Source organism: Psychrobacter glacincola, assembly GCF_965118485.1.
Lineage (GTDB): Bacteria > Pseudomonadota > Gammaproteobacteria > Pseudomonadales > Moraxellaceae > Psychrobacter > Psychrobacter glacincola_D.
This window is the reverse complement of the sequence record NZ_CBCPJH010000005.1, coordinates 1-13,883: the sequence shown is the minus strand read 5'-3', so window position 1 is coordinate 13,883 and position 13,883 is coordinate 1. Positions and strand designations below refer to the sequence as shown.

The 13,883-nt window shown below is 38.7% G+C and carries 11 protein-coding genes; 3 read left to right on the top strand and 8 right to left on the bottom strand.

The window, feature by feature from the left end:
- Positions 1-83: 83 nt before the first annotated feature.
- The 3 genes from ACMHKH_RS02320 to ACMHKH_RS02310 all read left to right on the top strand — a co-directional run bounded on the left by ACMHKH_RS02320 (position 84) and on the right by ACMHKH_RS02310 (position 3,434).
- Positions 84-446, top strand: a complete 363-nt coding sequence (locus ACMHKH_RS02320; protein ID WP_413519070.1) for a hypothetical protein — start codon at positions 84-86, stop codon at positions 444-446.
- Between the two features lie 154 nt (positions 447-600).
- Positions 601-2,445 carry a glutamine--fructose-6-phosphate transaminase (isomerizing) gene (gene glmS, locus ACMHKH_RS02315; RefSeq protein ID WP_413519069.1) on the top strand — a complete coding sequence of 615 codons (1,845 nt, stop codon included), beginning with the start codon at positions 601-603 and terminating at the stop codon, positions 2,443-2,445.
- Positions 2,446-3,188: 743 nt separating this feature from the next.
- Positions 3,189-3,434 carry a hypothetical protein gene (locus ACMHKH_RS02310; protein WP_413519068.1) on the top strand — a complete coding sequence of 82 codons (246 nt, stop codon included), beginning with the start codon at positions 3,189-3,191 and terminating at the stop codon, positions 3,432-3,434.
- 451 nt (positions 3,435-3,885) lie between these two features.
- Here the strand turns inward: ACMHKH_RS02310 and ACMHKH_RS02305 are convergent, their stop codons facing one another.
- The 8 genes from ACMHKH_RS02305 to ACMHKH_RS02270 form a co-directional block, all read right to left on the bottom strand.
- Complete coding sequence (locus tag ACMHKH_RS02305) at positions 3,886-4,695, bottom strand: sulfite exporter TauE/SafE family protein (RefSeq protein WP_413519067.1); 810 nt, start codon at positions 4,693-4,695, stop codon at positions 3,886-3,888.
- A 111-nt stretch (positions 4,696-4,806) separates the two neighbouring features.
- A complete protein-coding gene (locus ACMHKH_RS02300) occupies positions 4,807-5,307 on the bottom strand; it encodes a flavin reductase (protein WP_413519066.1) in 501 nt (166 codons plus the stop codon).
- Positions 5,308-5,342: 35 nt separating this feature from the next.
- The gene (locus ACMHKH_RS02295; RefSeq protein WP_413519065.1) at positions 5,343-6,389 is read right to left on the bottom strand and encodes a methionine synthase; all 1,047 of its coding nucleotides are present in this window, start codon (positions 6,387-6,389) and stop codon (positions 5,343-5,345) included.
- 54 nt (positions 6,390-6,443) lie between these two features.
- Positions 6,444-7,451, bottom strand: coding sequence for a DUF1852 domain-containing protein (locus ACMHKH_RS02290; protein ID WP_413519064.1), 1,008 nt, complete (start codon positions 7,449-7,451; stop codon positions 6,444-6,446).
- 334 nt (positions 7,452-7,785) lie between these two features.
- Positions 7,786-8,211 carry a hypothetical protein gene (locus ACMHKH_RS02285; RefSeq protein ID WP_413519063.1) on the bottom strand — a complete coding sequence of 142 codons (426 nt, stop codon included), beginning with the start codon at positions 8,209-8,211 and terminating at the stop codon, positions 7,786-7,788.
- A 903-nt stretch (positions 8,212-9,114) separates the two neighbouring features.
- The gene (locus ACMHKH_RS02280; protein ID WP_413519062.1) at positions 9,115-10,389 is read right to left on the bottom strand and encodes a lipoprotein-releasing ABC transporter permease subunit; all 1,275 of its coding nucleotides are present in this window, start codon (positions 10,387-10,389) and stop codon (positions 9,115-9,117) included.
- Between the two features lie 33 nt (positions 10,390-10,422).
- Positions 10,423-11,925 carry a surface lipoprotein assembly modifier gene (locus tag ACMHKH_RS02275; RefSeq protein ID WP_413519061.1) on the bottom strand — a complete coding sequence of 501 codons (1,503 nt, stop codon included), beginning with the start codon at positions 11,923-11,925 and terminating at the stop codon, positions 10,423-10,425.
- Between the two features lie 99 nt (positions 11,926-12,024).
- Positions 12,025-13,590 carry a transferrin-binding protein-like solute binding protein gene (locus ACMHKH_RS02270; RefSeq protein ID WP_413519060.1) on the bottom strand — a complete coding sequence of 522 codons (1,566 nt, stop codon included), beginning with the start codon at positions 13,588-13,590 and terminating at the stop codon, positions 12,025-12,027.
- Positions 13,591-13,883 lie beyond the last annotated feature (293 nt).

Here is a 13,883-nt window from a genome sequence, read left to right as displayed (position 1 = left end):
TCAAGGTTTGAGCAAACATAAGCAGCATGATAATTTTTATGATGCTGCTCATTTTAATATAGCCTGTATTAGGGAGCACTATTATGAAAACTATCTTATTTACTGTTTTGCTACTATCAACAGCTATGATGTCATTTTCAATAGCATCAGCTAGTACTACGCTAGAGTATGATGCAGAGTGCAAATACTATAATACTAATAAAGTATTAAAATATTCGGGTAAGTGCCATTTTAATTGGGGCGTTGGTATGGGAGTTTGTGATAGTACCTACCAGCGTTATATCATGACCTACCCTAATGGCAATGAAGTTTGGATATTTATCAATGATGATGACTCTGCTACTGTAAACGATATCCCAGCTATGTCATTAAAAGCAAAAAGAGGCTTTGAAAAAGTCATAACAAATCCAGGTGAAGTTTTTGAATTTACTAAAGGCTCAGAATAAGTCTGAAACTATATAAGCCTGACAATATAAAAAATGAGCAGTACCGCAATGATTTGCAGTGCTGCTTATTCATATTTATAAATTCACTAAATATCACCCTATATCAAAACATTAAAGTATTGGAATATTAAAACATCGAACTTAAGGATTATTTATGTGCGGAATAGTGGGAGCAGTAGCTGAGCGTAATATCGCCAATATCTTACTTGAGGGACTCAAGCGTCTGGAATATAGAGGCTATGATTCTGCCGGTCTGACCGTCATTCGTGATGGCGAGCTCCACCGTGAGCGCCAAGTCGGTAAAGTGCAAGCACTTGTTGATGCCGTGGCAGTAAACCCAGAGTTTTTCGATGGTCATATTGGTATTGCCCATACGCGTTGGGCGACTCATGGTGAACCTGCCCAGCGTAACGCGCATCCGCATGTATCCGGCAAAATCGCGGTGGTACATAATGGTATCGTAGAGAACTATGCTGAGCTCAAAGAAGACTTGATTGCCAAAGGTTATGTATTTACCTCACAAACTGACACTGAAGTGGTCGCGCATCTGATTAACGATATCTACAAACAAACACCTGATTTACTAGCAGCCGTTCGCGCTGTTATTCCCCTATTACATGGCGCATTTGCCCTTGGTGTTATCCATGTTGATTGCCCCGAAGAGCTCATTACAGTACGTTTAGGCTCTCCTTTAGTCATTGGTGTAGGCATTGGCGAGAATTTTATCGCATCCGATCAATTAGCACTTTTGCCAGTAACTAATCGCTTTATGTATTTAGAAGAAGGCGATATCGCCAAATTGACTCGTAATAGTATTCAGGTTTACGCTGACGGTGTTGAGGTCAAGCGCCAGATACATGAAATTGACGCAGCACAACATAATGCCGATAAAGGCGAATTTAAGCATTATATGCTCAAAGAAATTTATGAGCAGCCAGATGCTGTTAGGCGCACCATTGAAATGGCAGTGGATAATGGTCAAACATCTGCACTGCGCGAGGATTTTTTACAGCGTCATGAAGCCCAATTAAAAGGTATTAAGCACGTCCAAGTTATCGCTTGTGGTACCAGTTATCACTCAGGTTTGGTCGCAAAATACTGGTTTGAGAGTCTTATCCGTATACCTTGTTCAGTTGAGGTTGCCAGTGAATTCCGCTATCGCAATCCAGTTGTAATTGATAACTCTTTGGTAATTTGTATTTCTCAGTCTGGTGAAACCGCTGATACCTTATCTGCGCTACGTGATATTCAAAAACAATCGCCAGTTGGTCTGGTTAGTTTGGCATTATGTAATGTCCCTACTTCATCGCTAGTACGCGAAACCGATATCTTCTTACCGACGCTTGCCGGTCCCGAGATTGGCGTCGCATCTACTAAGGCCTTTACCACTCAGCTTGCAGCCTTAATGTTACTGTTGTTAAAGGTAGGTGTCACCCAACAGCGTATGACGAACGAAAATCTAAATACATTGCTTGGGGAATTACAACAGCTACCGGGTCAGCTTCATGCCAGCTTACAGCTCGACGCTCCTATCAAAGCCATGAGTGAGCATTTTGAATATAAAAAGAGCTGCTTATTCTTAGGTCGTGGTTTACAGTTTCCGATAGCCTTAGAAGGCGCATTAAAGCTAAAAGAAATATCTTATATTCACGCTGAAGGCTATGCGGCAGGTGAATTGAAACATGGACCATTAGCCTTGGTCGACAAAGATATGCCTATTGTGGTGCTAGCGCCAAAAGACAGTATGTTTGATAAGCTCAAAGCTAATATGCAAGAAGTACATGCTCGCCATGGTGAGCTATTTGTCTTTGCTAGTGAATCTAGTCAAATGGTTGCAGAAGATAGATTGCACGTGGTCTATGTGCCTGATGTGTGCGAGACGCTAGCACCTATCGTTTATAGCGTGCCAATACAGCTGCTGTCTTATCATGTAGCGGTGATGCGCGGGACTGATGTCGATCAGCCTAGGAACTTAGCAAAAAGTGTAACAGTAGAATAATGTTTACTAAATTAGAAGACATTTGTGTCATTGAGTAATTACCTATCATACTATTGTGTGATACTAAATCCTTTGCTGTCTTATATTAAAGAGATGGCGAAGGATTTTTTTGTGAATAAAAAATAAGATAGACCCAATAAAACTAAGTATTCAAAAGATTATCAGCCATTTGTCAAAGTAGCTGATATATCCTCACTTCGAAGATCTTATCGTGTTTTTGGTCATAAGACTAAACGAACACATCATCTCCTTTCTGATCTTGAGCTTGCTGTATTCTTACTTTTTGAGTGGCACAATAATACTGAAGATATACAAGAATAATTTTCTCTAAAGATTAAGATAATTAAACAGATTGCTGATAGTGTAGGAATTAAGCATCCATCCCAAAAAGGTGCGCTTAAAACAATGACTATAGACTTCTATGTTTTTATACAAAGGAATTATTATTGAAAACATTTATATCACTCCTTGTTTTTGATATTTTTTATTATACTTTAGTGCTGAAATAAGGTTGCTTTTGTTATTTTGAATTTGACCCCTTGTATAGGAAGCCAAACCACACATACCCCATCAATAGTTATTTCTATCTTAATAAGCCAGCATATGTCATTAAGAGTTTTCCATTTAAACCTTAAAACAAACTATCACTTCTGATTTTGTTGCCAAAGTAAGCACTTTATTAGGCATATAGACTTATGAGTATATTATATGTATTATTATGAATACATTAACAGGAGATTGATATGAGTAATGATCTGAGAGGGAGTGATTTAGCACGCGCGATGTTAGCGCGTGGACATAAAAAAGTATGGTGTGCCATTGATGATGATAGCGACGAACAAGCAATGACCGATCTAAACAGCAATGATTTTATGGCTTATGTCGTAGCTTTTAAAGATGGCTTTTTTTACTGCACCGGTGGAATGCAATGGTTACATGCTGTGCCAATCAAGATAGTGCCAATCACACACCTTGAAGTAGTGTGTTAGCTCATACTAATTGAATAAACCTGCTCATTAAAGCGGGTTTTTTATTGCCTAAATATTCTGTTTTAAGAAAATTACAAACACCTTGTGGATATAGAGATGATTTGAAATAAAGAAATGCCGTAAACGCTGGGTCTATATCACACAGTTTACTTTCTCTCATCGGATGTACACTGCAAAAATATAGATTTTCAGCCAGCAAAGCTCACTATAACACCCTGAAAAATCTAATCGCAAGCAGTAGAACTAATACAAAAATCAGTCCAGTTATCAATAATGATTGTAAGACAAAACTGCGATCATTCATGATTAACCCCTTAATATTCTTTTTAATGAATATACAAGTTAATTGTCTACTATTGCAAGAGAAATATTCGAAATACCATCAGCAAGCACACTGAACAAACGCATAAAAATTGTTTCTTTATAAGTCAAAGGTTTATATTATGAATAATTAAAGCAGTGCTTTATAAAGAAAGAAGCAACCTACAACGAATAGCAACACCGCAAAACATTTTTTTAATAGTTGTGGTGATAATATATGAGCGACTTTGGCACCTATCTTAGCGGTGAAAAAACTCATAATGCTAATCCCTAAAAACGCATAAATATGTATAAAGCCAATGGTATTGGGAACATTGACTTGCTGCTGCATCCCAAAAATCATAAAGCCCAATGCGCCGGCAATAGCGATAGGCAAGCCACACGCCGCTGAAGTGCCCACCGCTTTTTGCATGACCACACCGTAACGCGTGAGATAAGGAACGGTTAAGCTACCGCCACCAATCCCAAAAATGGCAGAAGCCACACCGATAGCCGCTCCTGCAGCCAACTGCTTAGGCGTTGAAGGCAGCGCTTCATTATTGGCATTAGCAGCAGTCTGCTTTTTGCCACCTGTAAACATATTAAAGGCGACCCACAGTAAAAATAGCCCAACAATGAGCTGCAGATGAATACCAGATAGCCATCCTGCAATACCTGCACCTAAAAAGCAACCAAGCGCCATGCCTGGAGCCAGATTTTTAAAGACAGGCCACATGACGGCGCCTTTTTTATTGTGCGCCATTAACGAGCTGATAGAGGTGACAATAATGGTCGCCAGTGACGTACCCAAAGCCAGATGCATAACAGCATCAGCACTGTAGCCCATTTGGGTAAAAACAATGTATAACAGTGGCACGATGATAGTGCCACCGCCGACACCAAATAGCCCAGCAGCAAATCCTGCTAGCGCACCTATTACTAAGAAAATGATTAATTCCACAGGATAGTTACTTCTCGGTTAAATAATTACTTTAGTTTAATGATAATTAGGTTCTGTTAAATGCTTAACAAACACTAGATAATTGATTTAAGCACTGGCTTAGGCACTGAACTAAGCGCTTTCTACTTCAGCTATTTGAGCAACCTGATGATAAGCCCGATTAAAATAGATCAAACTTTCATCTTGTTGGCTCTGTTGAATGGCGACCACACGGCACATAAAAACACTATGGGTGCCTACTTGCTGAATGTCCTCAATCTCGCAATCAAAACTGACCAGCGCATCTTCTAAGACAGGTGCGCCTGTTACCAACGCAGTCCAAGATCCTTGCTCAAACCGCTCTTCTGAACCCAATTTGGAAGCAAAAGTATTAGATAGCGATTCGTGCTGTACGCCTAACACATTGACACATAAAGTTTTATTATCAGTAAAATGAGCATGCGAGCGTGATGTCTGATTCATACAGACCAGCAAGGTTGGCGGTGTATCGCTGACGCTACATACTGCAGACGCCGTAAAGCCATGCGCACCAGCACTACCTTTTGTGGTAACCACATTCACTGCTGTCGTCAGTAAAGACATTGCATCTCTAAAATCGCTTGCTTCAATCATCATCTGCCTCTTAAATTCAATTATCTAATAAGCACTTAGGCTGTCAGTTCTTGACGAACAATTTCCGCACCTGCGCTTAATGCCTGCAGTTTACCTCGTGCCACTTGGCGAGACAATGGTGCCATGCCGCAGTTGGTTGAAGGATAGAGCTTATCTGCATCAACAAATTGCAACGCTTTACGCAGCGTATCGGCAACTTCTTCTGGTGTCTCAATCGTATTGATTGCTACATCAATGGCACCAATCATCACTTTTTTACCGCGAATCAATTCTATCAAATCCATTGGTACATGTGAGTTTTGACACTCTAACGAGATAATATCAATTTTAGACTGTTGCAATTTAGGGAATGCTTGCTCATATTGACGCCACTCTGAACCCAGTGTTTTTTTCCAATCGGTATTGGCTTTGATGCCATAGCCGTAGCAGATATGCACCGCCGTTTCACACTTTAACCCTTCGATTGCACGCTCTAAGGTAGCAATACCCCAGTCATTAACGTCATCAAAGAACACATTAAATGCCGGCTCATCGAATTGGATAATATCAACACCAGCAGCTTCTAGCTCTCGAGCTTCTTGATTAAGAATTTTAGCAAATTCCCAAGCCAATTTTTCACGGCTTTTATAATAACCGTCATATAGTGTATCAATCATCGTCATCGGACCAGGCAATGCCCATTTAATCGGCTGCTTAGTTTGCTGGCGTAAAAACTTCGCATCTTCAACAAACACCGGCTTTTGACGGCTCACCGCGCCAACGACTGATGGCACACTGGCATCATAGCGATTACGAATACGCACCGTTTCACGTTGTTTAAAATCGACGCCATCCAGATGTTCAATGAAAGTAGTCACAAAATGCTGACGGGTTTGCTCGCCATCACTGACGATATCCAGCCCTGCATGCAGTTGTTCTTGCAATGACAAGCGTAGCGCATCTTGTTTGGCTTCAATCAGCTCATCACCTTCTAGCTTCCAAGGTGACCATAGTGTCTCAGGTTCAGCAAGCCAAGAAGGTTTTGGTAAGCTACCCGCGGTTGAGGTTGGTAATAGCTTTTGTGTCGGTAGTAATAATGTCATATTGATTCAGCTTTTCTATTTTAGTTTTATATTTTTATTCTATACTTGATGTAGTTAAGCAGCGTGCTTTTTAAATGTGCTGTTTTTCACAGCGTAGCTTGCCGCCCACTCTTCAAGAATGGCTTGGTAAGGCTTGATAAACTGCTCTTCCGTGAACTTACCTTGCGTTACTGCCATTTGGCTGCGCTCTTCGCGGTCATATACAATTTGAGTCAGTGAATAATCTTGGTACTTCAAGCTAGGTTGATACACTTGAGCGGCTGTCGAATTGGCATTATAAATCTCAGGGCGATAAATCTTTTGGAAAGTCTCCATGGTAGCAATCGCACTGATCAGCTCAAGGTCGGTGTAATCACTGACCAAGTCGCCAGCAAAATAGAATGCTAAAGGCGCCACACTACCAACAGGCATAAAATAGCGCACCGTTAAGCCCATTTTATGAAAATAATCATCGGTTAATGAGTATTCATCTTGTCTATACTCAACCCCTAATACTGGATGTTGATTGGCTGTACGGTGATAGGTTTTACTGGTAGATACACTCAGACAAATGACCGGTGTTTTATTAAAATTGGCTTGATAGGTTTCAGAATTCAATAAATACTGGAACAGCTTGCCATGTAAGTCACCAAAGTTCGCAGGTGTGGCTGAATTTGGGTGTTTATTATAGTGCTCTAATAGTACGACGCTAAAATCATAATCGCGCACATAAGATGAGAAACTATTGCCAATCATCCCGTCAATACGGCTGTTATCTTTATGATCAACAATCGTAGTTTGCAACATTTCAATGATTGGGAATGTCTCACCCTTGCCTTCAATATCCATATCGACAGAAACAATATCAACCTCAACAGAATAACGGTCTGCGCTTGGATTATCCCAATGCGCAAGCGTGTTGAAGCGATTATTAATCATTGTTAAGGTTTTACGTAAGTTCTCTTCGCGATGCTCACCGCGAGCCAAATTGGCAAAATTAGTGGTCAGACGCGTGCTGTCTGCAGGCTGATAGTTTTCATCAAAACGTATGCGCTTGATTGAACAGCTAAATTCATTACTCATGGTGATTCGCTACCTTAATCTATTCTCATTACCTGAGATAAAAGCAAATTGGTGTATGAGATGAATCATACCTTAATCAAAACATGAATAAAAATGATACTATTTAAATTAAAGATGAGTAAAATTCATGTTAATAGATTTTCTCTATAGTTGATTAAGGATTATTTTAATAAAAAAGGTAGGTGATATACTAAAAATAGTAGAACAAATAAGCCTGACAGCACATCTGATTGATACAGAATTTGACGATAACAGCGCAAAATAAAAAAGGTGATTGTTTATAAGCCAATCACCTTTAGATGTTTCGATATTTCTTATTATTGCTTTGCTTTTATTAGCTGGCAAATTGCAGCTTATTTATACTGCCGATAAGTGCGTTAAGCTTTTGCTCAAGCTTGCTTCTTTCTAACTTCTTTTTCGCGACAACTTTCATACTCTTATCTGCTATCTGCGCGTTACCTTCCGCTACTGCTTGCTTTAGTGCTAGCGTTTCATACGCAATAGCCACTCTTAAAGGCTCAAGCTGATTAATAATGCGATTGATAGACTTATATAGGTCTGAATTTCTATAATGTTCTTTCATCTTAGACGATTTATATAAGACACTATCTTTATCGTGCTTTGCATTAGCGAGCTTTTCTATATATTCAGCAGCTATCTTATCTGCATACTCATCTTGGATCCCAATCTGTAAGAGCTGTTCTGCTCCAGTGATATCCAGTGCTTCTAATTGACTATTTTTGCTGATACTTTCTGACATTTTAAACATTCCTTTGTGAATGTCGGGATTATGGATGAGGTGAGAGATTATAAAGATGCGACTCTTATCAGTATTATCGAAAGTTACTTTGATAAGCTACTTTGATAATAAGTGCTAGATACAGTCATAAATGCGATTGACGCATACTTGATTTATCAAATATGGCAGTTCATTCTAACCTAAGTGCACAAGTGTACACAATAACTATTTAACCCTTTTAATATAAAGGGTATAAATGAAGACGGCTACTCTACCTTCTAAGTAACATAAACTTATAAAATGACCGTAAGATAAATAATGACCCAAGAAAAAATCCAAGACTCAAACAAGTCTTGGATTTTTATTTATAAGCTCATAGACGATATAAAAAACTTAGTAAAGGATGTAAATTACTGATTTGGCATTTCCATTCAATAATCTGGCTGTAATCTGTATGTCTAATAGCAGCGTTTACATCATTTATATAAATACCAGGTTGGTATCAATCGCAAATTATTATTTATCAGCGGTTGAGCTCTCTTTTCCATGCGGTATTAAAAATTTGCTAAACCATCCTGATAAGTCATCCATCAAGGTATAAACTACCGAAATGACCACTAGGCTTAATAAGGTTGAGGTGATCGAATATTTAAAATAACAATGGGATGTCATGAATGATTGTGAACTGAGCATGCTTAAATGGGTAGACTGATCAAATAACATATGATTACATAGCACTACTGTATATGTGTCACCCTTTGAGTTTGAAAAGCGATATTACAATAGTCTAACCCTTTCAAACATTGCTGCCTGATTGATATAAAGCTGTCTCATATACACTCAGAGTGATTAACTTATAAAAACCCAATGTATAAATAAATGTATTGAACTCACCAATGACGGAGCATAAATCATTTTATGATATTACTCTCCCCTCAATGCCTTCACTGGCTCAATCTTAGCAGCACTGTAAGCAGGATAAAGAGTAGACAATAAAACTATAATAAATGCGGACAACAGAATAAGACAGATATCTGCTACTTTAATTTTAGATGGTAATGCTTCGACAAAATAATTATCAAACAGCCCCAAGTTAAAAGTCGTGTTTATCCATCCAGAAACACTTTCGATACTCAAAGACAGACCAACCCCAAATGCTAAACCAATCAATACGCCGATTACACCGATAATCACGCCTTGGATTATGAATATACGTGATATGAGCGTAGATGAAGCGCCAAAAGTCTTCAATATTGCAATGTCTGCTCTTTTTTCAGTTACGCTCATCACCAATGTTGAAATAACGTTAAACGCTGCCACTAAAACAATAAGAAATAGTAATAATGACATCATCGTTTTTTGCATTCGAATAGAAGTATACAAACTGCCATGAGTCTGGGTCCAATCACCACTCGAGAATGAAAGATTTTTTTGGGAACTATGAAGTATTGCAGCTTGATCGGAAGCACTTACCAAGGCTTTTTGGGCAGAATCTTGAGAGTTAAAAACATCTTTTAAACTTAATCGAATACCAGTTGCACCATGATTCAAGCCTACGACATTAGAAGCATCATCCATAGAGATATAACTCATCCACTTATCTATCTCTTGGCTGACATGAAAAATGCCACTAAGCGTATAGCTATGAAAAGTTGGATTCATTCCAACCGTGGAATTAGAAGGTTTGGCAATAATAATTCCGATATTATCTCCAAGCTCTAGATCATATTTATCTACTACATATTGACCAAGAATAATATGACCACTACCTGACTTCAATGTATCAAGCTGTCCTGCAACCATACTGTCTTTTAGGATAGAAACATCATCTTGAAACGTTGGTTCTATCCCATTTAGAATAGTGCTATTCACCTCTCCACCTATCGAAATCATACCTCGAGTCTGCACAAAAGGTGCTACCGATATGACGTTAGGATCGTTTGCCTTTATTTGCTGTGCAATCGGTTCCCACTCGTCTAAAGGTTGAGATGCAAACACTGAGACCTGTGGCACCATGCCTAATATCTTTTTAGATAATGCCTCTTCAAAGCCGTTTAATACAGAGGTTACGACTATTAGTGCAGCTACACCGAGTATTAAACCCGCCATAGAAACTACTGAGATAAAAGACAAAAACTTATTAGCATTTTTTGAGCGGGTAAACCGCAGGCCTATAAAAACTGGTAGCGGGCGGCGCATAGTTATTGTCTCTTATCTATACAAATAGCAAAATTAAAATGTTTTAGTCAATTCGACTGATACGTCGTTTTTATCATATTCTTCAAAGGGTGAATTACTGGTCACTTTATTATAGCTCCAGCTTAGTCTTGGCGTCAGACCTAAGAAAGAGAACCCTCTGTTCCAAGCTGTAATACCAGCATTATATTCTTTATTTTCACGCTGGATACCAAAGAAGTCTGCACCATCATAATTACGCTCGGCGTAACCAAGATCCAATCTGGTAGTATAACCTTTTGGCCATGTTTGACCCCAACCTACTCTGACACCTGGACGATTATAAGCTAAAGAATCGTCTTCTGAATCTCTAGTAGAATAATCTACACCAAATGTCCAAAACTGCTGACCATTTGGCAGATAGACTGCTGTATTTGCTAATAGCCAGTCTTCACCATCATTGAATTCATATTTATCTATATAGCTTGATTTAGCGTAACGTGCCAAACCTTGATAACGTAGCTTTGGACTAAGCCATTGATTAGCGCTAAGCTTTATCCCCGTAGTATCTGCATAGCTCTGTAAACCACCATCGCTGCCTTTACCTTGGGCATACCAACGCTTGTTATAAAAAGGTCCTATTTCTACTTCGGTGATCGCATTCTGATAGCCTATACCAGCACCAATGCCAGCAGTGAAATCATTATAGTCTTTATTATCCCAGTAGTATTTACCATAGCTATTTAAGCTCACGGCGGTAAATATTTTGTTGTCATACAACCATTTTCTATCGCCACTCGCATTAAAATTCAAACCTTTCCCTGACTCTCTTGGTGAGGTATAAGTAATCGCTGATCCATCTGGTCTAACTACCTGAGTACCTTGTTTCGGTGCATTAGTGATATTACTATCATCCATATAAGATAGTGAACCATTAAAACTCCAACGGTCTTGAGAGTTAATAGCATTTAAATAGTTATTAATAACTTTTACATCATCTTCAGTAGGCGCTTCACTACGCAATGCTTCAAACTCCGACTGTGCAGCATCAAATTGGCGGTTGTAATACAAAGCCATAGCCAACTGAAATCTCAAAATCTGAACTTCAGGTAACTGCGCATTCACCTTACGATACATAGTTACCGCTTCATCTAACCTGCCTTTCTTTGCTGCGATAATGGCGTTACCCCAGTCTATCACTGAAGGATCATAATTAGGCACTTGTTGATAAACAGGAAGTAGCTCTTCTAATGACTCAGCATTACCTTGTTTTAGCATAGTACTTAATAAGTTCTCAAACTCAGCAGGATTAGCTTTTAAATAAGCTTTACTTTCTTCTTTACTCATCTTTGGGCCAGAATCATCTGAAGGTAAGTCTGTTGGAAGTCTGTCAAATTCGTCTGGACGAGATTGATTTATTAATTTGTTAATTGTTTCAATAGAATTGTCTTGTGGCGCTAGCGGCACTGTTGATGGTTCAGCAGCTTGCACGCTTATAGCACTACAGCCTACTATCAAAGCTAAAGCACTATACACTTTAGAATAACGCAAATATTGCATAAAAGTTCCAATCGGTAAGTTGTGACCACTAAATACAGAAACGACCACCAATTGGTGGTCGTTCAGTATTAAAAGAATTCTTATATTAACTTAGATTAATTATTCAACGCCGTTAATTGGTGGTAAGCCTGTAGTTGGTGTTTCACCTTTAGGAATCTGTTGGGCTCCAAATACACCGCCCCACTTAGAATTACCATAACCTGTAGTTGAATCGATTGAGTTTAATGCGCCACCTAACTCTTCAGCATTTTTACCAAAGAAACTACCTTTAAATGACCCTTTACTATCTTGCACTGAACCATACTGGAGCTGTGCATTACCATCAACTACGGAGTTGCCAACTACTTTACCGTCAAATTTAACTAAATCAATTTGCTCAAGTTTATTGCCAGTAGCACCTTTGTTCCAAACGTTATATACACTACCAGTTACAGTTTTCTTACCTGCATCGTATTCTGCTTGAACAAAGTTACCAATGGCAGTACCGTTCGCGCCGTAGGCTACTGAGTTAGAGTTACCAGAACCTTGCTCACCATTATAGCTGTTATCAATACCATACATTAATGCATGACCAGCATATTGGTATTTTCCACCTGCTTTTTGTAAAGCATCCATAGTCGGAAGACTAGTTTCACCTATACCGCGGTAGAAATAAACATCAGTTTGTTTGTCATTACCTACAAAATTCTTGTCAGCAAAACCTGCGGCAACATAAGTCTTACCTGCAATGTCCTTTTGGTTTAAATTATCTAGATTACCTGTTACGCGACCGTACTGAACGTTATTAAGTTTCAAACCTTGCTGATTGAACTCACCTTTAGGATTAGCGGTAGTAACATTCTTGGCAGTTAAGTCCAATGCCTTACCATTTGCATCTTTTACAAAGTATGCTGCACTATTAGTCTTAGTAGAATTAAGTACATCAGTATTAAATGCAAGCGCACCAAACATTCTCACGTCATTACCACCAGTAGTACTAGTAGTAGGAGTTTGAGTAATATTAGTGTTATTACCGACTTTTGACTCTTGACCTTTTACTACATATGTAGGAACTGTATCAGCTGTCTGTGTTTTGCTAACAGTAACATATGCGCCTAAACCGTTAGCGTCAGAAGTACTAGTAAAGGCATCGTTTCTATTTTGAAGTGATCCAGCATCAGTTACCTTAGGATCAGCATTAGGAGCTGCACCTAAAATGTATTTAACTAAATTAGGATTTTTAACAGAATTTGGTGTTTCAGTATCAGCAAACTGAGCAACAACAATGTTAGTCATTTTTTTGTTTTGAAGCTCTTGAAAACCTACAACAGTATTATTGCCGTTGTTTAGAGCATTGCCGTTAGTAGAAGGTGTTTTATCAAAATTTGAAGTAGCACCACGAATATACTGTTGACCAACTACAGAAGCAGATTTTGACTGCTCACCTTGATTTGCTGCACCACCTGGGTTATCAGTAGGATCACCATTTCCAGGCGTTGGAGTAGGCGTTGGAGTAGGCGTTGGAGTAGGCGTTGGAGTAGGCGTTGGAGTAGGCGTTGGAGTAGGCGTTGGAGTAACAGTACCACCATTATTGGCATAGTTGTCATCGTTATCACTACCACAACCAGTCAAAGCTACTGTTGCAAAAATAGCACTTAATGCTACTGCTAAATACTTTTGTTTCATATCTATTTCCTTATTTCGGTGTAAGAACCACTTATTTGTCGGTAGTACGGCATATTTCGCTATTAACTACAACACGTTGCAATCGAAAAGCTTAATATGAGATTAACAAACCGTATGATTTATGTCAATGTAAAACTCTATAGCGCAATAGTAATACTATTACATCATAACATTGTCATTTTTGGTAAAATTTATTTCGATAGAATATAGGATTATGATATTGAATTCAATACATTTATCGACATTAAATAAAAAGCCCTAAATAAAAATTTTATTTTATTTTCTGAATTCAG

What these genes read in the sequence shown, in the direction of transcription:
- ACMHKH_RS02285 (WP_413519063.1), bottom strand. Translation starts at nt 8,211, where the DNA reads ATGTCAGAAAGTATCAGCAAAAATAGTCAATTAGAAGCACTGGATATC.
- ACMHKH_RS02320 (WP_413519070.1), top strand. Translation starts at nt 84, where the DNA reads ATGAAAACTATCTTATTTACTGTTTTGCTACTATCAACAGCTATGATG.
- glmS (WP_413519069.1), top strand. Translation starts at nt 601, where the DNA reads ATGTGCGGAATAGTGGGAGCAGTAGCTGAGCGTAATATCGCCAATATC.
- ACMHKH_RS02280 (WP_413519062.1), bottom strand. Translation starts at nt 10,389, where the DNA reads ATGCGCCGCCCGCTACCAGTTTTTATAGGCCTGCGGTTTACCCGCTCA.
- ACMHKH_RS02300 (WP_413519066.1), bottom strand. Translation starts at nt 5,307, where the DNA reads ATGATTGAAGCAAGCGATTTTAGAGATGCAATGTCTTTACTGACGACA.
- ACMHKH_RS02270 (WP_413519060.1), bottom strand. Translation starts at nt 13,590, where the DNA reads ATGAAACAAAAGTATTTAGCAGTAGCATTAAGTGCTATTTTTGCAACA.
- ACMHKH_RS02295 (WP_413519065.1), bottom strand. Translation starts at nt 6,389, where the DNA reads ATGACATTATTACTACCGACACAAAAGCTATTACCAACCTCAACCGCG.
- ACMHKH_RS02275 (WP_413519061.1), bottom strand. Translation starts at nt 11,925, where the DNA reads ATGCAATATTTGCGTTATTCTAAAGTGTATAGTGCTTTAGCTTTGATA.
- ACMHKH_RS02290 (WP_413519064.1), bottom strand. Translation starts at nt 7,451, where the DNA reads ATGAGTAATGAATTTAGCTGTTCAATCAAGCGCATACGTTTTGATGAA.
- ACMHKH_RS02310 (WP_413519068.1), top strand. Translation starts at nt 3,189, where the DNA reads ATGAGTAATGATCTGAGAGGGAGTGATTTAGCACGCGCGATGTTAGCG.